The sequence below is a fragment of the Rhizobium redzepovicii genome (assembly GCF_019793435.1).
Taxonomy (GTDB): domain Bacteria; phylum Pseudomonadota; class Alphaproteobacteria; order Rhizobiales; family Rhizobiaceae; genus Rhizobium; species Rhizobium redzepovicii.
This window is the reverse complement of the sequence record NZ_JAILYH010000038.1, coordinates 1-19,886: the sequence shown is the minus strand read 5'-3', so window position 1 is coordinate 19,886 and position 19,886 is coordinate 1. Positions and strand designations below refer to the sequence as shown.

Here is a 19,886-nt window from a genome sequence, read left to right as displayed (position 1 = left end):
CAAAACGCTGGAATATTGCAAGGAGGTCGGTCAGGTTACGGCTTCGTTCCATTATCCGCTGGGTGTTCAGGCGACCGACGAATTCCTGATGAAGGTCTCGGAGATTACCGGCAAGGAAATTCCTCCGGCAATCGGCCTGGAACGCGGCCGTCTCGTCGACGCTATGGCAGATAGCCAAGCCTGGCTGCACGGGAAGAAATACGCGATCTACGGCGATCCTGACTTCGTCTACGCCGTTGCCCGGTTCGTCTTGGAAACCGGCGGTGAGCCGACCCACTGCCTTGCTACCAACGGCACGTCGGCCTGGGAAGCCGAGATGAAGGCGTTGCTCGCATCCTCGCCCTTCGGCAAGGATGCCCAGGTCTGGGCGGGCAAGGACCTGTGGGCGTTGCGCTCGCTGCTCTTTACCGAGCCGGTTGATCTTATGATCGGCAATTCCTATGGCAAGTATCTCGAGCGCGACACCGGCACCCCATTGATCCGGCTGACCTTTCCGATATTCGACCGGCACCATCACCACCGTTTCCCGCTCATGGGCTACCAAGGCGGCCTGCGCGTCCTGACGACGATCCTCGACAAGATCTTCGACAAGCTCGATCGCGAGACGAGCGAGCCGGGTGTGACGGACTATTCTTACGACCTGACCCGCTAGGAGCGGCGGCGGTCGGCCTTGTGAGGCCGGCCGCCTTCATCTGAACTTGGAGACCGCAATGCCCTTGCTCAATGCTAAAGTCCAGGATGTCTTTGACGAGCCTGCCTGCGAGAAGAACCGCAGCAAGGATTCCAAGGCGCGCAAAAACGGCTGTTCGAAGCCGCTGATCCCCGGGGCGGCAGCCGGCGGATGCGCTTTCGATGGCGCCAAGATCGTGCTGCAGCCGATCACCGACGTCGCGCACCTGATCCATGGGCCTCTCGGCTGTGAGGGCAATTCCTGGGACAATCGCGGATCGGCTTCCTCAGGTCCAACGCTCTGGCGCACGAGCTTCACGGCGCTGACCGAAGCAGGCGCCATTGAAAAGAAGCCTTTCGATGAGGAGGACTAAGAAATGGGTACATTGACAGGAAGTACGAATGGCCCTGCTGTCAACGAAGATGGGGATCTCGCCACCCCTTTTCTCAGATGCCTGATAAGGCTCATCCGCGCTCAGGATGCCCATGGGGCGTGGGAAGGCAAATCGGACGCTGACCTGCTGGCCGACTTCATCCTCACCAAGGAGCAGCGCCGTAAGATCCCGATCATAGGCGATCCGGATCCTGATGTGCTGTGGAGGCTACAGAATTTTTACAGTTGCGTGGGGCTTGTGATCGAAGAGTGCACAGGCCTGTTGGCATCGCCGATCATGACGATCGGCCATGAGGGCTTCGGCCGCTTGCTTTTCACGACTGGACGGTTGGTCGTTCTGTCGAAGACCCTGCGCGATGTCCACCGGTTCGGCTTTGAGACGCTAGGCAAGCTCGCCGAGACCGGCACGAAAATGGTCGATGACGCTATTGAAGTTATCGAAACCTATCCCGACGTGGCGCGGGCATCATGAAATCAATTTTCGAGGAAAGAGATCATGTCAGACATTGTGGAGCAGCTGAAGAAGGTCCGCAAGCTGCAGTCCCGCGCCGCCGCTGCGAAGATGGAGTTGCACGATCTTGCCGAGGACCTTCCGATTAATTGGGCTAGAATCAAGACCATTGCAGGAGAGACGTTCGACGCCTTCGCCGAGTTGAACGCTGCGAAGGAAGAGCTCGCTGCATTGGAGAATTCACGATGACTGGCCCTTTCGTCACGCGCGACGGCTCCAGCTGGGTGCCGGAGTACCTGACCTGCATCGATGCTACAACCTGCATCGGCTGTGGCCGATGCTTCAAAGCCTGCTCTCGCGAAGTCATGCACCTCTATGGCGTCGGTGAAGCGGGTGAAATCCTCGGCATCTGCGACGACGAGGAGGAAGACTTCGATGGCGAGCTCAATCGTATGATCATGGTTGTCGATGAGGCCGGCCGCTGCATTGGTTGCGGCGCCTGCGCGCGCGTCTGCCCGAAGAACTGTCAGACCCATGTCGCGGCAGACAAGGTTACTGCGTGATCTCGCGAACAAGTCAACGCTGTTACCTTCAGATCGTTTGTTGTCTCCTGCTGCTCGTCGTCTGCGCAAACGAACGAACGTAGTTACTTCGTGTGGCATTCCATCCACAAAGTTAGCGCTGCGATGGTGGCTAGTTCGTCGCTTCTTTCAATAGGACTTTTTTAAAAGCGCGAAGTGGCGATCGCTGTCTCGTCGCCCTCGGCGATGAACTTATCCGGTTGCCAAGGCAGATGCCCCGCGATTGGATCGCCACAGATCGTGCCGTTCGTGTCCCATGCCTGATCCGCGGATGCGGCGGTTCTAATCAATGGCGGCCGGTGCAAAGAAGGCACTGCAATTGCACGCAATGTCTCGCGCAAGCTGACCGTCAAGGTAAGCACCAGTGCGCAGCTGACGGAGGCACTTGCGGCGAGGACCGCAACGCCACTTTCCACCCCGCAGGCTCAATACGATCCGACACAGGACGATCCTGAGCGCGGTTGAATTACATGCTAATTCCCTTGTCCCCAGCGCAACCGTCGACATTTCTCGCAAATGTCGGGCATCCGCCACTTTTGTCAGGTTTGTCGTGATTGGAACGTTTTGTTCGCCGGTCTCTCCGTCAAATACACATCAACCTGCCCTCAACCCGCCCATTGATAAAAGAAAATCATCTTCTTGGCGCGTCGGAGCAGTTGGCATGGTGTTTGCTGATCCCTGGTTACAAGCGGCAGAAAGCAGTCTGCATGATGCCGGTTCATGAAACGAACGGAACGGAGGCCACCTGACCGTTCGTCATCGGATCCGCGTTCTACCAAGCGGCCATGCATCCGCCGGCGGAAGGGTCAATCCCGATGTCACAGCTTGCAACCAACTCAAAGAGAAGGAAAATGCAATGACCAAGATTTCCGAAAGATCCTTTGAAACGATCGAAAACCCGGGGTCATCGTCGCTCAAGGTGCCAGATCAGTTCGGCGCATCTGTTGAAAAGGGGAACAAGAAGGTGACAGAGGCTCTTTTGAAACTTGCGTCCGGCGCTGAAGCGACACAGAAAATGCTGCCTCCGATCCTCGAAACGACAAGTCTATTCGGCAACGAATTGTGGTGGAAGACGATCGCTGCACTGCAGGCCGACGCCGAGGCCAGCTTCTCACATTTGCAAGCTTTGCTGGGCGCGAATTCGCCGTCGCAGATCCTCGAACAGCAGTCGACCTTTTTCCGCAAGCGCGTTGAGACAAGTTTGCAGCACGCCAAGGAAGTCCGGGTGCTCTCAAGCAGGGCGGTGGAGGAAATCTCAAAGCCGGTCAAGGATGCTTTTGACAAGGTGCTGACGGACCTCAAGGCGACGTAAAACTGAGGAGACCCTAGAAATACCGCGCGGTGATCTGCCCGGTGAAGAAACACCTGAAGTTCGCACTCGCTTCGATGACCGCCCGGTAACCCCGATCTTTCCCATTCATCTTCTGTGCACGGCTGATGCGCGGGACCATGTCTATGGCGCTTATATTCGCGCCCGAATGCAGAGCCCGCTTGAGCAACTCATTGTTGGCTGCGGGATAGAAGAAAGCGATTAGCGTCTTTTCAGGCGACAGCAGGGCGACCTCATTGATCGAGGCGCACCTTGACGATCACGTCGGCGGCCGCGGCGAGGGCCTGTGGAATTGGAAAACGACCACGACTTCCGCGTTTCGGTAGGCTTCGCTCGAGATTCCCGCCGTTAGGCCGGCACCAGTTCCACTGGCGATCAACAAACTATCGCCGGGGGCCAGCGCATGGAGCGAGCCGAAACCGTGGGATGGCTCGACCGGCGACAGCACGCGGACACCAATTTGTTTCACCCGTTTTGCGTATCAGTCATTCTTGCTCATTTCCTTGTGGCACGTCTCTTCGAACAGCCGGGACCGCGGCTCGACCCATGTCAGAACGAGATGTTAGGCGGGTTCGAAAGTGCTGACTTTCACAGCGGACAAAGATCCGGCTGATTCTGGCCTGAGACGTCATCATTGATTTGGGACAAGGAAGCCGGCGCGGCCGGAGGTCATAAAGCATCCTGTTTTGAAAAGGGATGCGAAAATGTCTGATGATCTGATCGCCAAATACGGCGATGCGCGGATTCCGCGTTATACGAGTTACCCGACGGCGGCGGCTTTTTCTGCAGCCGTGGGGCCGGATGAATATGCCGGCAATCTCGCCCATATCGCCGCGGCTGGCCCGGTTTCGGTTTATCTCCACGTCCCGTTCTGCCGTTCGATATGCTGGTACTGCGGCTGCCACACGACCATCACCCGGCAAGACGCTCCGGTCGCCGACTATCTCGACGTGATGAAGGAAGAGATCGAGCTCGTCTCTTTTGCGGCCGGAAACGACGTGCCCGTCAAGTACGTGCATTTCGGCGGCGGCACGCCGTCGGTCATGAAGCCGCAGGAATTTTCGGCTCTAATGGCAAAGCTCAGGAGTGCCTTCACGTTTGAAGCGAAAGCCGGCGTCGCAGTCGAGATCGACCCTCGCACATTGGTCGCCCCCATGATCGATGCGCTCGCCGAAAACGGCGTCGACCGCGCAAGCCTCGGCGTCCAGAGCTACGATCCGATCGTGCAGGCCGGTATCAAGCGGCTGCAATCCTTTGAGCAGACGGAAAGGGCGGTCGCCGGGTTGCGCTCAGCAGGCGTCAGCAGCATCAACTTCGACCTAATTTATGGCCTTCCGAAACAGACTGTCCAATCTTGCATCGAGACGGTCCGGCTGGCTGCAGAACTGCGTCCCGAACGTTTCGCCGTTTTCGGTTACGCTCACATACCCGCTTTTAAGAAACATCAGCGCCTGATCGACGAAGCATCGCTGCCGGACGCAAAACAGCGGAACGAGCAGGCGGAAGTGATCGCCGAGGAGCTCCAGAAGGCCGGATATCTGCGCATTGGGCTCGATCATTTTGCACTGCCGAACGATCAGTTGGCGCTCGCCGCGCGCAACAGAACGCTGAGGAGAAACTTCCAGGGCTATACCACGGATGATTGCGATAGCCTGATCGGCCTCGGCGCATCTGCGATCGGGCGGCTGCCGGCCGGCTATATGCAGAACCACGTGCCTCTCGGCCTCTATGCCGAGCGAATTGCCTTCGGGGTGCTGCCGACCGCCAAGGGATATCTTCTCAGCGAGGAGGACAAGCTTCGGGCGAGGGTCATCGAGAGGCTGATGTGCGATTTCGAAGCCGATCTCGGCCAGTTGAGCAGCGGATCGGGTTTCGACACCGGCTTCCTTGTCGAGCGCAACGACCGTCTCGGCGAGCTCATGGCCGACGGCGTCGTGACGATCAGCGGTGAGCGGATTGTCGTATGCGAGGAGGCGCGCTTCATGGTCCGTGCAGTCGCGGCGGCATTCGACGCCTATTTTAGCTCGCACGGGCACACGCACAGCAAGGCAGCCTAGTACTTGTCGCCGGAAGTGTGCATCGGTTCCGGCGACACGAAACGCATCAAAGGCCGCGCGAGAAGACATCGAGTTCCCGTTTCTCGATCGAGGACCCTGCAGTTATCTTCCCAGGAGTCCCGTCGACAACGGCACGTCGAGGAGGATCGACGTCGCAAGTTCGTGTGAAGCAGGGCGGGCGCACTCACAAATACGGTCATCGGGCCGCCCTGTCACAAGTAGATGGGCGCCCGTATCACCGCCTGGACGTCGAGGTCGTTATCGTCGAGCTTTTCGGCTCATTCAAATACAGCTCGATCTCGGCAGGCCCCGGCCCAGGGTATCGTTGGCGACTGACGTCGAACCTTTAAGGTGGCGTGGGCAAGCGCCGGTCCGCAGAGTTGTGCCCATCGCGATTATGGCGGCCGCGCAGGCGCCTGAAGGAGCCTTTTCGCGAGGTGAGCTACCGAGCGCCACATGATCGACGGCTCTCGCCCTCTCACGAACGCGGTTGTTCGAGCACGTCGAAGGACGAGGCAGGGGTCTCCTAGTTGTAGGACTTGCCTGCCGCGGGGATTTCGATCAAACGTTCGACGGCGCCTTCCGTGCAATTCTTGGGTAACCAGAACGAGACCCCGGGTTTTGGCTGGCATCTCCTTCGCGACTGCCGCGCAAAAAAACGACCTCGTTATATTCGTCGTCAGCGAGATTGCCGCCGGGCTAGTGATCTTGCCCACGCGTTCCTTCACAGGTCTGCCGTGCAGATCATAGCTCTTTTCACAGGCCACATTCACTTTCTCGACGGTCCCACCAGGTTTCGGCATCGGCTTTGCCGACAACCGTGTCCGACCACTGCCTTGGACGTCTTGCCTGACAGCGCCTGGCTCTGCTCGATGCTCACTGAGCATCAGCTGCTCCTGGCGAGGCAAACAGCTGCCACGAAAGCCATCGTCATGGGCTGCGCGGTCATCCGCACCTGCTGTGTCTCACTGGGTGATGTTTGTGAGGTCGGCATCGAGCCGCTTGCGCACCATGTTCGGCACCTTTGCAGTCTTGATCGCTTCGAGATTGGGCGGACTGTCACCCACCTGGATCAGGGCAACCATGCCCATGCCGGAATGTGGGGTGCATTTCAGGACATAGACGCCTGGAACATCGAATTTCGCGCGATATAGCTCATTCGGCTTTGACTTGAAGTCGGCAACGCCATCCGGAATGAGGCCTTTGAAGGTTTCGACGTTGTGGCCCTTGTCGGTGGGGATGAAGGTGACGGTGTCGCCGGGGGCGATCTTCAGGAAGCCAGGCTCGAACACCATCGCGCCTTCCGTGCCTTTGTTGAGCATCCGAACCTGGTGGTCGGCCGCCATCAACGGCGCTGCCGAAACAATCAAGGCTGCCGCTGCAGCGATCAGACCGAATTTTAACCGCATTTGCAAGCTCCTTTTCTGCGAGACCCAATCAGCCTCATGAATGTGTCTTAGCAGATGCCGGAATTGGGCTCTTTGACGCCCGTCAAATTCGGGGAAAAAAGGCAGAAGGTCCCAATTTTTGCCTGCTTGCCCAGCGCCCTTGCGAGGGACATGGCAGCCTGCAAGCGATGTAGGAATCACCGAAGGACAAGCACGCTCGGCGAACGTCGGCGCTGCTGAACAGCTTAGGATTGCCGTGACTGAGCTCATATCGCGTCGAGAAGTTCGCGGAGGGCATGAATGTCGATCCCGCGGCTTGTCGCGTGTGTTGAGGTTTACCCTCTGACAGAAATCCTCGGAAAAATCATCAGTGTCGCCCGATAACCGTACCAGCGGGCAAGATTGACGTTCCGCAGGTCGTGCCTGCCCTCGGGAATAACGATGTTGCGCGACGCAAGTTTCGTAACGGTGTGGGCCAGGGTCTCAATGGTCAGGCCGAGATGATCCGCAATGTCTTGACGATTCATGGAAACGCGCAACGGACCTTGGCGGACGCGGGTTGCGCCGGAATGCAAGCTTCACGATGAAGCTGCAGGGGCGCTCCTCGGCGTTCTTCTTCGGCAACAGCACCATCTGTTCATGCGAAGCGGCCGCCTCCTGCCAGAGCAACGAGAGCTAGGTCGAGCGAGCGCATTAGACCGAGCGACTTCCCCGTGGAAACTCATGTGCGATATCCGGCGGATCTTGCATTTCGTGACGGCCTCAGCCGTAAATAGGAAATCGTTTTGCAGCGACGCGCCGTTGAGATCGCCGGCGAATTGAAGAGCGATTATCACCCGACGATCTTTCGCCGATGATACGAAGCAGGCGCACGACACCTTCTTCCACCTGGACAAGATGGTTGCTTATCACCCTCCCACCAAATCGCCTTACCGGCTGCGACGGCCTCGGCCGCCGAGCCTACGAACAGCGAAGAGAGGGATTGGCCGGCATGTATGGCTTCGCGCCCCTTCGCGCCATTGTCGAACGCGTGGTTGTTCTGCACAGCATCTTCATCGCCCCTTGTGGCAGTGGGTGCGGTAGAAAGCAGCTGCGTCACACGGGAGTAAGCGGGCGGTGCCAAAGGGGGAAGTTTGCAACAGAGTGTAACAACGTCGGTTCGTCCACCGCTTCCAGTCCGCTTGTTGATGTAGATCAAGGAGCCGTTCCCGTCTTCGTGACAGTCCTGCCTCGAAATCCGAGAAAGCCGGCCGCGAGGCGGTCGTCTGCGCACTGGAGACGACATCATGAATTACACGACAGAAACGATGGTGATCGCGGTCGCAGCGTTTCTGGCGCTGCTCGCGGCCGCATTCGCGCACGATCATCTGTTTGCAGTCCATATGGGTATACTTTGCCTCTGCCTGGTTGCGGGAACGCTGCTGCTTGTCAGAAACGCAGAGTTTTCGCCGACGGGCCAACAGCGCAAAACAGAGCTTACGGGCTATTGCGACGAGGTAATCCGCTACGGCCTGATCGCTACGGTGTTCTGGGGCGTCGTCGGCTTCCTCGTCGGCGTGATCATCGCGCTGCAGCTCGCCTTTCCCGACCTCAACATCGCGCCCTATTGGAATTTCGGAAGATTGCGGCCGGTTCACACATCGGCGGTGATCTTCGCCTTCGGCGGCAACGCGCTGATCATGACATCCTTCTATGTGGTGCAACGCACCTGTCGCGCGCGTCTCTTCGGAGGAACACTCGCCTGGTTCGTCTTCTGGGGCTACCAGCTGTTCATCGTGATGGCTGCGACCGGCTACGTGATCGGCATCAATCAGTCGCGCGAATATGCCGAGCCCGAATGGTACGTCGACCTGTGGCTTACCATCGTCTGGGTCGCCTATCTGGCCGTCTATCTCGGAACGATCCTGAAGCGCAAAGAGCCGCATATCTACGTGGCAAACTGGTTCTATCTCAGCTTCATAGTCACCATTGCGATGCTGCATGTGGTCAACAACCTCGCTGTTCCGGCGTCGTTCCTCGGCTCCAAGAGCTATTCTCTCTTCTCCGGCGTCCAGGATGCACTCACCCAATGGTGGTACGGCCACAACGCCGTCGGCTTCTTCCTCACCGCCGGCTTCCTGGGGATGATGTACTATTTTGTGCCGAAGCAGGCCAACCGGCCGGTTTATTCCTACCGGCTGTCGATCATCCACTTCTGGGCCCTGATCTTCATGTATATCTGGGCCGGCCCGCATCATCTGCATTACACGGCGCTGCCTGACTGGGCGCAGACGCTCGGAATGGTCTTCTCCGTCATGCTCTGGATGCCCTCCTGGGGCGGCATGATCAACGGTTTGATGACCCTTTCGGGCGCCTGGGACAAAATTCGCACCGACCCGATCATCCGGATGATGATCGTCGCCATCGCATTTTATGGGATGTCGACCTTCGAAGGCCCGATGATGTCGATAAAGGCTGTCAATTCGCTCAGCCACTATACCGAATGGACGATCGGTCACGTGCATTCCGGAGCACTTGGCTGGGTGGGTATGATCACCTTCGGGGCGATATACTACCTGACGCCGAAACTGTGGGGGCGCGAGCGCCTCTACAGCCTGCGGATGGTCAACTGGCACTTCTGGCTCGCGACGCTCGGGATCGTGATCTACGCCGCGGTGCTCTGGGTCGCGGGCATCCAGCAGGGGCTGATGTGGCGAGAATACAATTCCCAGGGCTTCCTCGTCTATTCCTTCGCTGAAACGGTCGCGGCGATGATCCCCTATTACGTGCTGCGTGCCGTCGGCGGAGCACTCTACCTAGCGGGTGGCCTCGTCATGGCCTGGAACGTGTTCATGACGATCCGCGGCCACCTGCGCGACGAAGCGCCAATCCCGACCAGTTTGGTGCCCCAGGCACAGCCTGCCGAGTGAGGTGAGACATGGCATCGTTACTTGATAAACATAAGACCCTCGAGAAGAACGCGACGCTTCTTCTGGTCGGCTCGCTGCTGGTCGTCAGCATTGGCGGCATCGTTGAAATCGCACCGCTGTTCTACCTGCAGAACACGATCGAAAAAGTGGAAGGCATGCGGCCCTACACGCCGCTAGAGCTCGCCGGACGGAACATCTACATCCGTGAAGGCTGCTATCTCTGCCACAGCCAGATGATCCGGCCGTTCCGTGATGAGGTCGAACGTTACGGCCATTATTCGCTCGCCGCGGAATCGATGTACGACCACCCGTTCCAATGGGGATCCAAGCGGACAGGGCCCGATCTGGCCCGCGTCGGGGGGCGTTACTCGAACGAATGGCACGTCCAGCATCTCGCAAATCCGCGGGCCGTGGTGCCGGAATCAATCATGCCGAGCTACGCCTTCCTCGAAGAGAAGGAGGTGACGGTCAGGAGTATCGGAGAGGACCTCAAGGCCAATGAGGACGTGGGCGTGCCTTACAGCGACGACATGCTGGCGAATGCCGAGGCCGACATGAGAGCCCAGGCCGATCCGAACGCGGACACGGCGGCTCTACTCAAGCGCTACCCAAATGCGAATGTCGGCGATCTCGACGGCGATCCAACCCGGCTGACCGAGATGGACGCGCTGGTGTCCTACCTGCAGATGCTCGGAACGCTGGTTAATTTCTCGACCTATGACGACGCGACCGGCTACCGGTGAGGTGATCCATGGAAACTTACACTGCAATGAGACACTTCTCCGACAGCTGGGGCCTCCTGGCAATGGCCGCATTCTTCGTCGGCGCGGTCATGCTCACCCTTCGCCCAGGTAGCAAGCAGACGGCCAAAGATGCCGCCGATATTCCCTTGAAGGACGATTGAGATGTCGCAAAAGCATATCGATGAACTGAGCGGCGTCGAAACGACGGGTCATGAATGGGACGGCATCCAAGAGCTCAACAATCCCATGCCGCGCTGGTGGATCTGGACCTTCTACGTGACGATCCTCTGGGCGATCGGCTACGCCATCGCTTACCCGGCCATCCCGATGATCACTTCCGCCACTAACGGCTATCTCGGTTATTCAACGCGCGCCGAGCTGCAGCAGGACCTCAATCTCGCTAAGTCATCGCAGACGGAGTTCCATGACCTGATCGCTGCCAAGACAGTGGAGGAGATCGACGCGGATCCTGCTCTTCGTAAATTCGCGATCGCTGGCGGCGCATCCGCTTTCAAGGTGAACTGCGCGCCCTGCCATGGATCGGGAGCGAGCGGCGGTCCGGGGTTTCCGAATCTCAACGACGACGACTGGCTGTGGGGCGGGGATCTGAATGCCATCCAGGCCACGATCTCTCATGGCATCCGCTTCGACGGCGATACGGATAGCCATTCCTCCGAAATGCCGCCCTTTGCCGGTGTTCTGGAGCCCATCCAGATGAAGCAGGTCGCCGCCTTTGTCTGGGGGCTGACCAATACGCCCTCGGATGTCGGTCTGGCGGCGGCCGGAAAACAGGTTTTCTTCGACAATTGCGCCCCATGTCACGGCGAGGACGCCAAAGGAAAGGTGGAAATGGGTGCGCCGGATCTCGCCGACGCAATCTGGCTGAAGTCGCGGGGTGAAGACGCCATCCTTCGTCAGGTTGCCTCTCCCAAACATGGCGTAATGCCTGCCTGGGCAGCGCGCCTGGGGGACACAACGGTAAACGAGCTTACTATTTTCGTTCATGCGCTCGGCGGCGGCACGTAAGGAGAAAAGACATGACAGCCCACGACCGCAATCCGATCCTCCCTCTCTACGGCGCGCCGCGTGCTGTTATCCGATCGCGTGTCTCAGCCCGCGCCCAACAGATGCCTGCGTCTTCGGAGCAGGACGACCCGGCAAAAATCGGCAATTCGATGGTGAGTTTGATCTGCCTCAAAGACCACAAGCAGACGAGCCGATAGTTTCAGCTCCTGTGGAGGACGTCCCAGCGGTTTCTCCGCCGCTGTCCTCCGGCCACGCCCTTACTCTGGGGCGTGGCCTTTTCGCTTCTGCACGGTCGTTCTTGATCTGCATCAAGGAACGGATCCGCCACGGCTGGGAAAAGAGTGGTGAAAATCGGACAGGTCCTATGAATCTCTATACCCGCCCTAATCTAAATGACATTGACCACGTTCGCGTCGAACCCGTCAACGCCCGGCGCAACCGCCAGTCTCTCTATGCGCCGCGCAAGAAGATCTTTCCGAAACGAGCCGAAGGGCCCTTTCGCCGGTTCAAATGGGTCTTGATGCTGCTCACGCTTGGCACATATTACCTCGCGCCGTGGATTCGCTGGGACCGCGGTCCCTATGCGCCCAATCAGGCAATCCTCGTCGACCTCGCCTCGCGGCGCTTCTTCTTTTTCTTCATCGAGATCTGGCCGCAGGAATTCTACTATGTGGCGGGCCTGCTCGTCATGGCGGGCTTCGGCCTCTTTCTCCTCACCGCCGCTGTCGGCCGCGCCTGGTGTGGCTATGCCTGTCCGCAGACCGTCTGGGTCGATCTCTTTATCGTCGTCGAACGCGCCGTCGAAGGCGACCGAAACGCTCGGATGAAGCTCGATGCCGACCCCTTCACTTTCGACAAGCTCAGGAAGCGGGTGATCAAGCACGCGATCTGGTTGCTGATCGCCGTCGCCACGGGCGGAGCATGGATCTTCTATTTTGCCGACGCGCCGAGCCTGGCGGCTTCACTGTTTGACGGCAGCGCTCCTGCCGCTGCGTATGCCACGATCGCCACCCTGACCGCGACGACCTATGTGCTTGGCGGCCTCATGCGCGAACAGACATGCACCTATATGTGTCCGTGGCCGCGCATTCAGGGCGCGATGCTGGATGAGAATTCGCTTGTTGTCACCTACAACGACTGGCGGGGCGAGCAGCGGTCGCGCCATGGCAAGAAGGCTCAGGGTCTGCCGGTGGGCGATTGCGTGGACTGCAATGCCTGCGTCGCCGTCTGCCCGATGGGGATCGACATCCGCGACGGCCAGCAGATGGAATGCATCACATGCGCCCTCTGCATCGACGCCTGTGGCGGCGTCATGGACAAGCTCGGGAAGCCACACGGCCTGATCGCCTATGCGACGCTCAAGGAATATTCGAGCAACATGTCGCTTGCTACTGACGGAGGACGGACAGCCATCCAGCCCTCCAATGTCCGAAACGACGACGGAAGCTTCATGCCAGCTGTCCGGAATTTCGACTGGCGCATCATCTTCCGCCGAAGAATTGTCTTCTACGGTGTCGTCTGGGCATCGATCGGCGTCGCCATGGTCGTCCATCTCGCCTTACGCGATCGGCTCAGGCTCAACGTTATCCACGACCGGAACCCTCAATATGTTCTGGAAAGCGACGGCTCCATCCGAAACGGCTACACGCTGCATGTCCTCAACATGGTGCCGAAGCCGCGGGACGTGACCATCACCCTCGTCGGGCTGGAGGGGGGCACAATGCGCATTCCCGAGTTCGGCAGGCAGGATGCCCGCAGCTTCACCGCTCACGTCGAACCCGACGCGGCCACGACGCTCAAGGTCTTCGTCACGCGCGCCCCAGACGGGGCAGAGATCAACGAATTCCTCTTCGTCATCGAAGATATAGGTCAAGACGCAGGTCAAGCCGACCGGGCGAGCTATCGCGCCGCGTTCAACGCGCCGGGAGACGTGAAATGAAGACTTCTACTCAGGGCTTTACCGGCTTGCACGTGCTGCTTGCCACCTCGGCATTCTTCGCCGTAGTGATCGCCGTAAACGCCACCATGGCCTTCTATGCTGCGTCCAGCTGGAGTGGCATCGTCGTGGAAAACACCTATGTGGCCAGCCAGGAATTCAACACCAGGGCGGCAGCGATGAAGGCAATGGCCGCCTCCGGCGTCGAGGGCGCGCTCGTCGTTAAGGGCATCCAAATCCGTTACGACATCCACGACAAGGCCGGCACGCCTGCGATCATCGATGATGTCACGCTGAACTTCAAACGGCCCGTCGGCGATCATGAGGATTTCCGCGTGACGCTCCGGAAGACGGGCGAAGGGCGGTTCGAAGCCGATCACCAGGTTGTCGCCGGCGACTGGATCGTCGAGGCCATATCGAGAATGAACGGGGCGGTCGTCATGCATGAGGCCAAACGCTTCGACACCGCGGAGTTCCGCCAATGACCTGCTGCTCGATGGATGCGGAAAGCGTTCTCGGCCTCAGCGCGACATCCGCCAGCGCCGAGGAGGTATGCCTTGCAAGCCACCCGCTCGGGGCAGGGTTACGCCAGATCGACCTCAGCGTACCCGACGTCCACTGTGGCGGCTGCATATTGACCCTCGAAAAAGCGCTGTCGGCGCTTGCGTTCGTCAGGAAAGCCCGGGTCAATCTCACCGCCCGGCGTGTCACCTGCGTCTATCAGGAAGAGATCGAGGCGAAGGCGACCGATCCCTCCGAAATCCTCGCCGCGATCACCTTGGCCGGATACCGCGCCCATCTCATCACGTCGACAGCACCCGAAACCGACAGGATCCGGAACCAGCTACTGCTGGCGATTGGAGTTTCCGGCTTTGCGGCCGCCAACATCATGATGCTCTCGGTGTCGGTATGGTCGGGCGCCGATGCGGCCACGCGCGACATGTTTCACTGGATCTCGGCGATGATCGCGGCGCCGGCGCTGATTTATGGTGGACGCTTCTTCTTCAAATCGGCCTGGAGCGGGCTCAAGCGTAGGCGCACCAACATGGATGTTCCGATCTCGCTTGCAGTGACGCTGTCCTATGCGGTCTCCCTATGGGAAACCATGCACCATGGCGAACATGCCTGGTTCGACGCGTCGGTGTCTCTGCTGTTCTTCCTGCTGATCGGCAGAACCCTCGATCATGTAATGCGGGAAAAAGCCCGCGCCGCGATCAACGGGCTTGCCAGACTGGCGCCGCGCGGGGCGCAGCTGATGATGCCGGACGGGTCGCGGCACTACATCCCGGTCGAAGAGATCGCCGTCGGGGATAACATCGCGATTGCCGCCGGCCGACGCATTCCCGTCGATGGCATGATCGTCAGCGGCGAGAGCGATGTTGACCTCTCCATCGTCACCGGTGAAAGCAGCACGGTCGCCGTCGCCGCAGGCAGCGCGCTGAATTCGGGTGCGATGAACCTGACCGGTTCGCTCGTCCTGCGGGCGACCAAAGTGGCAAGGGATTCGCTTCTTTCCGAGATCATCGGCCTGATGGAAGCGGCCGAGGGCGGCAGGGCTCGTTATCGCCGGGTCGCCGATCGCGCCGCAGCACTTTATTCTCCCGCCGTGCACCTGTTGGCGCTGGCTTCCTTTCTCGCCTGGGGCTTGCTTGGGGGCGATTGGAAACAGGCCATGCTGGTCGCGGTCGCGGTGCTGATCATCACATGCCCCTGCGCATTGGGCCTTGCTGTACCGGTGGTCCAGGTGGTCGCCGCCGGCGAACTTTTCCGCAGGGGCATCGTGGTGAAGGACGGTTCGGCGCTCGAAAGACTGGCCGACGCGGACATGGTGGCCTTCGACAAGACCGGCACCCTGACGATGGGCCGGCCCCGCCTCGTCCGAAGCGACGCGATCGCGGGCAATAGCGCCATCGTTTGCGCAATGGCGGCGCATTCACGGCATCCGCTTTCCCAGGGTCTGGTGCGGGACATAGACATCTCTTACCCCTTCGCCTTCGACAGGGTCACGGAAATCGCCGGCGGGGGGCTGGAAGCCTGGAAAGGAGCGGACTTCTATCGGCTCGGCAACCGGGCCTTTGCCTGCGGAACCGGGCTCACGCCCGCGGGCGATACTCCGTTTTCGGAGGTGGTCCTGTCGAAAAACGGCGTCGATCTCGCCCGTTTCCTGTTTGACGACACGCTTCGTCCGGGCGCCGCCGAGGCTTTCCGCCAGCTCGCTGCAGCCGGTATCGAAACGCTGATAGTATCCGGCGACAGGCAGGCCGTCGTCGACAACACAGCGCGGGCTCTCGGTATCGGCAAAGCTCTGGGCGACCTGGCGCCGAAACAGAAGGTCGAGGAACTCCAGAGGCTGGGCGCCGAGGGCTATCGTGTGCTCATGGTCGGCGACGGGATCAACGACGCACCGGCGCTGGCCGCCGCGCAGGTCTCGATGGCGCCCGCAACCGCATCCGACGTCGGCAGGCAAGCTGCCGACCTTATCTTCTTCAACGATCGTCTCGATGCCGTTCCTGAGGCAATCGCCGTTGCGCGAAGATCCGCCAGCCTCATTCGACAGAACTTTGCTCTCGCCATCGGTTACAACGTGCTTGCGGTACCGATCGCAATCGCCGGCCTGGCAACGCCGCTGATAGCGGCGGTGGCCATGTCGACTTCGTCGATCATCGTCGTGACGAATGCGCTGCGATTAAATGCCTTCGGCAGGCGCCCCGGCCTACGGAGCGAGCCGCTTGCCGGCGGACGTGCGGAAGTTGAAACCACATGAACATGCTGATCTATCTGATGCCGATCGCACTGCTGATGGGGGGAATGGGTCTCCTGGCGTTCCTCTGGTCGCTGACGAGCCGCCAGTACGACGACCTTGAAGGAGCAGCTTGGCGAATCCTCGTCGAGGACGAAACCGATTGCAAAAGACCTTGAACCGCTCACGGCCGAAACGAAAGGAAGATCGATGCTATCGAGACATCCCATACTTTTGCGATCTGACCTGTTTCACGGCCTGGACAAAGCAAGGATAGAAGAACTGGCCGACACGGCTCAGTTCCAGATCTTCGCACCGGACGAGCGGATTATCGCCGAGGGCCAGCAGGCGTCGTTCGTCTATTGCGTGATGCGCGGCTTCGTGCGACTTTCGAAGTCGGAATCCGCGGGGCGCCAGGCAGATATCTGCATCTGCGAACCGGGCGAGACGTTCGGCGAATATCTCCTGTCGGGAGGCGGCTCCTACACCTACAGCGCATGGTCCGCCGACGGCGCAGAGGTCGCGTTGTTCGACCTTGTGGAGTTGCGGGCGCTTGCCGACCGGGACCCCGTCATGCGTCGCAACGTGATGCGCATCATGGCCCGGCATCTGCTCGGTGCCATGGATTGCATAGCGGGAGACCGGCTGCACACGGCTGCACAGCGTGTTGCGAATTACCTCGTCAGCCGCTGCCCGGCCTCAGCATCGCAGGCCACCTTTCGCCTGCCTTACCGGAAGAGAATTCTGGCCGGCAAACTGGGGGTTGCGCCCGAAGCCCTTTCGCGGGCTTTCGCTGCCCTCGGTCCTGCAGGGGTCGAAGTCAGAGGCAGGGTCGTCGTGGTCGACAGCGTCGACCTGCTGCGGAAGGCGTGCTGACCTCGGGGTAGGGCGATAACCGCGCCGGAATTCGACCGCCGTCAATGTGGCGATCGCTTGCTCCGTTATGGCCAGGCGCAAAATGTACCAGGACGTCATGCTCATCGGGATTGTTCTTGTCATCTCGACTGTTTTCATCGCTTGCTTCAGGCCTTGTCCGCATCAACGGTGGCGCTGACGACACATGCGGATACCGTCGGACTGGCGGGCTTAATAGGGAAGTGCAGACGAACGGGCGCAACGAGCACCAACATGCGACGGAGAGCGTCCGGCGTTATTCTTCGAGGAGCAGGGCCGTCGCGAGATAACCCATGCTGATGGTGCTTGCGAAGAGGTAGATGAACAGGCCCTGCGCGAGATAACTCTCAACCGTGCCTGCCGCGGCAAATCCATTTTGCCAAACGAAGAAGCCCACGGCGGATCCAATTGCGAACCCCGTCGCCAAACGCGTGAGCATGAACCTGATCATGCGAGGCATGGCACCACCTCAGACTTACTCATTACAAATGGCCGGGCAACGGGAATGGTGGCTGGCCAATTGAGTTTTGTCAACGACTGGCGCAAGCCGTCATGCAAGCAGCGGCGGGAGCCGGAGACTACAACAGTGCATCTTCTGTCTTTCGCAGCCGGCGTTATCACGCCTGCGAATGCGTCGAGGCTGAGGGAGTTGCGAGTTGCAAGGACGATGCGCGCTAAGGACCTAGCGCGGCGGCGGCTTCTGTGGTCGAGCGGTTTGCCAGACGTGTCGGGATGCGGGAATAAAGAACGGCTCCGGCCACGCCCACGACCGCATAGAGCACGAACATCAGCTTGATGGCAATCTGTCGACCAAGCCCGACGAACGCCCTCGCATCAGGCAGGGCGTCGGCTAAGGCGCCGACGAGGCTGTGGCGCGCGAACGTCCTCGTCCCATCGGAATCGCCGACGTGCGAGCTTGCTATGCCAATGATGCGGGTCGAGCGCGCGGTGCCGTTTCCACTCACCGAAGGCGCCCAATAGCTACCCTTCACAACAATGATCCAGCAAGCCTTTGGACGCGCTAGAGCAAGTCCTGCGATCGATGAATCGATTGTGATGTGACGGCGTCCATCGATGCTGATTCAAACATCCACAGAGAAGAGGTGGATGATGGGACAAGCACTGAGCGATGATCTTCGAATACGGGTTTTGAAAGCGTCTGCGGCCGGCATGTCGGCTCGACAGGCTGCGGCTCGTTTCGGAGTTGGGATTTCGACGGCGATCCGCTGGATTGCAAGAGCGAAAGAGGGTGAGTTAACTGCTCGGCCACAGGGCTGGAGACGACCTTCGGCAGTGGATGCACACGAGGAATTCGTTGTCGCGTTGATCAACGAGCGTAGGGATGTGACGCTCGATGAGATGGTTGAGCGCTTGTCCGTCGAGCGGCAGGTGAAGATCAGCCGCAGCGCACTTGGCGCTTGGCTTCGAGGCCGCGGATGGACCTTTGAAAAAAGACCGCCCACGCACTGGAGCAGGACCGGCCGGATGTCCTAAAGCGCCGGCGTGTCTGGTTCGACGGCCAACTGGATCTCGATCCAGAAAAGCTGATCTTCATCGACGAAACCGGCCTTTCGACCAAGATGGCACGGCTACGCGGACGTGCACTTCGAGGTGAGCGTTGCCGAGCTGGCGTGCCACATGGCCATTGGAAAACAACGACCTTTACCGGAGCGTTGCGCCTCACTGGGATGACCGCGCCGTTTGTCTACGATGGCGCCATGAACGGTAATTGTCTTCCTGGCTTACGTCGAACAGGTATTGGGGCCTACCCTGGAGATCGGCGACGTGGTGGTCATGGACAACCTACCGGCTCACAAGACAGCGGGTGTACGCGACGCCATCGAACGTGTCGGCGCCACGCTCATGTTCCTGCCCCCTTACAGCCCAGACTTCAATCCGATCGAGAACGCCTTCTCCAAACTGAAGGCGATGCTGCGAGGTCGGGCAGAGCGAAAGATTGACGCCCTCTGGGATGCAGTTGGCGCCCTGATACCCCGCTTCACCCCCGCAGAATGCGCCAATTGCTTCAAGGCTGCTGGATATGATCCGGATTGAACAGGATTTGCTCTAGACGCTAGGAGAGGATGCGCCCCCGCCTTGTCTCGTCGCGTGCTGCGCCCACATCGCGATCCAGTGAACACCTCTCCTCAATCCTGCGAGGGCGCCGAGAATTTGTTCAGCGGAGTGCCGGTTCATCAAGCCGGCTCATGCTCGGACGATTCATCAGTCAAGATCAAGCGAGTCGGATCTTTCAAGTCAAACTCAATAACACGTGGCACGAAGAGACGGGCATAGCGCGTGAAGGCGCTGGCCGGCGGAAAGCGAATTACCGTATCGCATCGGGCGAGAAGGTACATCTCTGTAAGAGCAGAGATACCGCCGTCCACTCCGAGCGATGCACTGTGTAATGGCCGGCCTGGGCCGCCTGAAAGCATTTCGGGATAGTGATTGATCGGGAAATACACCGAGTAAATGGTCCCGTACCTGCGCGCTGTCCGTACACAAGAAAACCATCACAGGGCGTCGATGCGGTATCGCTTTGGCCTTTTCGATGGCAGTGCACACTGACCTGCCACTGAGAATTTCCTCCAGAATGGATTAGAGTCCGGCCCATTGATCTGAACCCTTCAAACTGGACCAATTTTGGTTAGAGTTTTCCGGTGCATTTTCCTGGCTGGGAAAGGGACCAGAAGACGATGAAAGCGTCGCAGTTTTCGGACGCTCAGAAGGCGTTCATTCTGAAGCAAGGTGATGAAGGCGTGTCGGTT

The 19,886-nt window shown here is 59.5% G+C and carries 20 protein-coding genes and 4 pseudogenes; 18 read left to right on the top strand and 6 right to left on the bottom strand.

The features are described from left to right. From K6N12_RS33010 to K6N12_RS32985, 6 genes and pseudogenes are all read left to right on the top strand, one after another. A partial coding sequence (locus K6N12_RS33010) for a nitrogenase component 1 (RefSeq protein WP_281424333.1) occupies nucleotides 1–652 on the top strand: 652 nt, incomplete at its 5' end. A gap of 58 nt (nucleotides 653–710) precedes the next feature. Next, a pseudogene (locus K6N12_RS33005) lies at nucleotides 711–1,013 on the top strand (nitrogenase component 1); the annotation flags it as partial. 33 nt (nucleotides 1,014–1,046) lie between these two features. Further along, nucleotides 1,047–1,535: a NifX-associated nitrogen fixation protein gene (locus K6N12_RS33000; RefSeq protein ID WP_004679071.1), complete on the top strand. Its 489-nt coding sequence runs from the start codon at nucleotides 1,047–1,049 to the stop codon at nucleotides 1,533–1,535. 24 nt (nucleotides 1,536–1,559) lie between these two features. Next, nucleotides 1,560–1,763 carry a CCE_0567 family metalloprotein gene (locus tag K6N12_RS32995; RefSeq protein ID WP_009991124.1) on the top strand — a complete coding sequence of 68 codons (204 nt, stop codon included), beginning with the start codon at nucleotides 1,560–1,562 and terminating at the stop codon, nucleotides 1,761–1,763. Then, complete coding sequence (gene fdxB / locus K6N12_RS32990; RefSeq protein ID WP_004677870.1) at nucleotides 1,760–2,077, top strand: ferredoxin III, nif-specific; 318 nt, start codon at nucleotides 1,760–1,762, stop codon at nucleotides 2,075–2,077. The genes K6N12_RS32995 and fdxB overlap by 4 nt, the downstream gene beginning before the upstream one ends. Before the next feature lie 874 nt (nucleotides 2,078–2,951). Then, nucleotides 2,952–3,407 carry a phasin gene (locus tag K6N12_RS32985; RefSeq protein ID WP_012489581.1) on the top strand — a complete coding sequence of 152 codons (456 nt, stop codon included), beginning with the start codon at nucleotides 2,952–2,954 and terminating at the stop codon, nucleotides 3,405–3,407. A gap of 13 nt (nucleotides 3,408–3,420) precedes the next feature. Here the strand turns inward: K6N12_RS32985 and K6N12_RS32980 are convergent, their stop codons facing one another. After that, nucleotides 3,421–3,651 (bottom strand): NAD(P) transhydrogenase subunit alpha, encoded by a 231-nt coding sequence (locus K6N12_RS32980; protein ID WP_225880318.1) that lies wholly within the window; start codon nucleotides 3,649–3,651, stop codon nucleotides 3,421–3,423. 478 nt (nucleotides 3,652–4,129) lie between these two features. On the opposite strand from K6N12_RS32980, the gene hemN reads away from it, so the two are divergent. After that, complete coding sequence (gene hemN / locus K6N12_RS32975; RefSeq protein ID WP_004674397.1) at nucleotides 4,130–5,482, top strand: oxygen-independent coproporphyrinogen III oxidase; 1,353 nt, start codon at nucleotides 4,130–4,132, stop codon at nucleotides 5,480–5,482. A 965-nt stretch (nucleotides 5,483–6,447) separates the two neighbouring features. Here hemN and K6N12_RS32970 read toward each other — a convergent pair. Both K6N12_RS32970 and K6N12_RS32965 read right to left on the bottom strand, forming a co-directional pair. Continuing rightward, complete coding sequence (locus K6N12_RS32970) at nucleotides 6,448–6,891, bottom strand: pseudoazurin (RefSeq protein WP_004674399.1); 444 nt, start codon at nucleotides 6,889–6,891, stop codon at nucleotides 6,448–6,450. A 306-nt stretch (nucleotides 6,892–7,197) separates the two neighbouring features. Next, nucleotides 7,198–7,915: pseudogene (locus K6N12_RS32965) on the bottom strand (cyclic nucleotide-binding domain-containing protein); the annotation flags it as partial. Nucleotides 7,916–8,156: 241 nt separating this feature from the next. On the opposite strand from K6N12_RS32965, the gene ccoN reads away from it, so the two are divergent. From ccoN to K6N12_RS32915, 10 genes are all read left to right on the top strand, one after another. Next, entirely contained in the window at nucleotides 8,157–9,779 is a 1,623-nt protein-coding gene (gene ccoN / locus K6N12_RS32960) for a cytochrome-c oxidase, cbb3-type subunit I (RefSeq protein WP_004674403.1), read from the top strand. A gap of 8 nt (nucleotides 9,780–9,787) precedes the next feature. After that, nucleotides 9,788–10,522: a cytochrome-c oxidase, cbb3-type subunit II gene (ccoO, locus tag K6N12_RS32955; protein WP_004674404.1), complete on the top strand. Its 735-nt coding sequence runs from the start codon at nucleotides 9,788–9,790 to the stop codon at nucleotides 10,520–10,522. An 8-nt stretch (nucleotides 10,523–10,530) separates the two neighbouring features. Further along, on the top strand, nucleotides 10,531–10,683 hold the full coding sequence (locus K6N12_RS32950) for a cbb3-type cytochrome c oxidase subunit 3 (RefSeq protein WP_004674411.1): 153 nt from the start codon (nucleotides 10,531–10,533) through the stop codon (nucleotides 10,681–10,683). Between the two features lies 1 nt (nucleotide 10,684). Next, nucleotides 10,685–11,548, top strand: a complete 864-nt coding sequence (ccoP, locus tag K6N12_RS32945) for a cytochrome-c oxidase, cbb3-type subunit III (protein ID WP_004674413.1) — start codon at nucleotides 10,685–10,687, stop codon at nucleotides 11,546–11,548. Nucleotides 11,549–11,559: 11 nt separating this feature from the next. Continuing rightward, a complete protein-coding gene (locus K6N12_RS32940) occupies nucleotides 11,560–11,745 on the top strand; it encodes a hypothetical protein (RefSeq protein ID WP_004674416.1) in 186 nt (61 codons plus the stop codon). A 167-nt stretch (nucleotides 11,746–11,912) separates the two neighbouring features. Further along, on the top strand, nucleotides 11,913–13,487 hold the full coding sequence (gene ccoG, locus K6N12_RS32935) for a cytochrome c oxidase accessory protein CcoG (protein ID WP_004674417.1): 1,575 nt from the start codon (nucleotides 11,913–11,915) through the stop codon (nucleotides 13,485–13,487). Further along, a complete protein-coding gene (locus K6N12_RS32930) occupies nucleotides 13,484–13,969 on the top strand; it encodes a FixH family protein (RefSeq protein WP_004674419.1) in 486 nt (161 codons plus the stop codon). The genes ccoG and K6N12_RS32930 overlap by 4 nt, the downstream gene beginning before the upstream one ends. Beyond that, the gene (locus tag K6N12_RS32925; RefSeq protein ID WP_004674422.1) at nucleotides 13,966–16,248 is read left to right on the top strand and encodes a cation-translocating P-type ATPase; all 2,283 of its coding nucleotides are present in this window, start codon (nucleotides 13,966–13,968) and stop codon (nucleotides 16,246–16,248) included. Before K6N12_RS32930 ends, K6N12_RS32925 begins: the two co-directional genes overlap by 4 nt. Further along, complete coding sequence (gene ccoS, locus K6N12_RS32920) at nucleotides 16,245–16,403, top strand: cbb3-type cytochrome oxidase assembly protein CcoS (RefSeq protein ID WP_004674425.1); 159 nt, start codon at nucleotides 16,245–16,247, stop codon at nucleotides 16,401–16,403. Before K6N12_RS32925 ends, ccoS begins: the two co-directional genes overlap by 4 nt. A gap of 31 nt (nucleotides 16,404–16,434) precedes the next feature. Next, nucleotides 16,435–17,100: a Crp/Fnr family transcriptional regulator gene (locus K6N12_RS32915; RefSeq protein WP_004674428.1), complete on the top strand. Its 666-nt coding sequence runs from the start codon at nucleotides 16,435–16,437 to the stop codon at nucleotides 17,098–17,100. A 274-nt stretch (nucleotides 17,101–17,374) separates the two neighbouring features. Here the strand turns inward: K6N12_RS32915 and K6N12_RS32910 are convergent, their stop codons facing one another. After that, nucleotides 17,375–17,578 (bottom strand): hypothetical protein, encoded by a 204-nt coding sequence (locus K6N12_RS32910; RefSeq protein ID WP_004674430.1) that lies wholly within the window; start codon nucleotides 17,576–17,578, stop codon nucleotides 17,375–17,377. Between the two features lie 214 nt (nucleotides 17,579–17,792). After that, nucleotides 17,793–18,110 (bottom strand): hypothetical protein, encoded by a 318-nt coding sequence (locus K6N12_RS32905; RefSeq protein WP_018247218.1) that lies wholly within the window; start codon nucleotides 18,108–18,110, stop codon nucleotides 17,793–17,795. A 118-nt stretch (nucleotides 18,111–18,228) separates the two neighbouring features. Here K6N12_RS32905 and K6N12_RS32900 point away from each other — a divergent pair. Beyond that, nucleotides 18,229–19,173 (top strand): annotated as a pseudogene (locus K6N12_RS32900) (IS630 family transposase). Nucleotides 19,174–19,313: 140 nt separating this feature from the next. On the opposite strand, the pseudogene K6N12_RS32895 reads toward K6N12_RS32900, so the two are convergent. Then, nucleotides 19,314–19,689: pseudogene (locus K6N12_RS32895) on the bottom strand (nodulation protein NodZ); the annotation flags it as partial. Nucleotides 19,690–19,886 lie beyond the last annotated feature (197 nt).

What these genes read in the sequence shown, in the direction of transcription:
- ccoP (WP_004674413.1), top strand. Translation starts at nt 10,685, where the DNA reads ATGTCGCAAAAGCATATCGATGAACTGAGCGGCGTCGAAACGACGGGT.
- K6N12_RS33000 (WP_004679071.1), top strand. Translation starts at nt 1,047, where the DNA reads ATGGGTACATTGACAGGAAGTACGAATGGCCCTGCTGTCAACGAAGAT.
- K6N12_RS32910 (WP_004674430.1), bottom strand. Translation starts at nt 17,578, where the DNA reads ATGCCTCGCATGATCAGGTTCATGCTCACGCGTTTGGCGACGGGGTTC.
- K6N12_RS32915 (WP_004674428.1), top strand. Translation starts at nt 16,435, where the DNA reads ATGCTATCGAGACATCCCATACTTTTGCGATCTGACCTGTTTCACGGC.
- fdxB (WP_004677870.1), top strand. Translation starts at nt 1,760, where the DNA reads ATGACTGGCCCTTTCGTCACGCGCGACGGCTCCAGCTGGGTGCCGGAG.
- K6N12_RS32995 (WP_009991124.1), top strand. Translation starts at nt 1,560, where the DNA reads ATGTCAGACATTGTGGAGCAGCTGAAGAAGGTCCGCAAGCTGCAGTCC.
- ccoS (WP_004674425.1), top strand. Translation starts at nt 16,245, where the DNA reads ATGAACATGCTGATCTATCTGATGCCGATCGCACTGCTGATGGGGGGA.
- K6N12_RS32930 (WP_004674419.1), top strand. Translation starts at nt 13,484, where the DNA reads ATGAAGACTTCTACTCAGGGCTTTACCGGCTTGCACGTGCTGCTTGCC.
- K6N12_RS32950 (WP_004674411.1), top strand. Translation starts at nt 10,531, where the DNA reads ATGGAAACTTACACTGCAATGAGACACTTCTCCGACAGCTGGGGCCTC.
- K6N12_RS32985 (WP_012489581.1), top strand. Translation starts at nt 2,952, where the DNA reads ATGACCAAGATTTCCGAAAGATCCTTTGAAACGATCGAAAACCCGGGG.
- ccoO (WP_004674404.1), top strand. Translation starts at nt 9,788, where the DNA reads ATGGCATCGTTACTTGATAAACATAAGACCCTCGAGAAGAACGCGACG.
- K6N12_RS32970 (WP_004674399.1), bottom strand. Translation starts at nt 6,891, where the DNA reads ATGCGGTTAAAATTCGGTCTGATCGCTGCAGCGGCAGCCTTGATTGTT.
- K6N12_RS32925 (WP_004674422.1), top strand. Translation starts at nt 13,966, where the DNA reads ATGACCTGCTGCTCGATGGATGCGGAAAGCGTTCTCGGCCTCAGCGCG.
- K6N12_RS32940 (WP_004674416.1), top strand. Translation starts at nt 11,560, where the DNA reads ATGACAGCCCACGACCGCAATCCGATCCTCCCTCTCTACGGCGCGCCG.
- ccoG (WP_004674417.1), top strand. Translation starts at nt 11,913, where the DNA reads ATGAATCTCTATACCCGCCCTAATCTAAATGACATTGACCACGTTCGC.
- hemN (WP_004674397.1), top strand. Translation starts at nt 4,130, where the DNA reads ATGTCTGATGATCTGATCGCCAAATACGGCGATGCGCGGATTCCGCGT.
- ccoN (WP_004674403.1), top strand. Translation starts at nt 8,157, where the DNA reads ATGAATTACACGACAGAAACGATGGTGATCGCGGTCGCAGCGTTTCTG.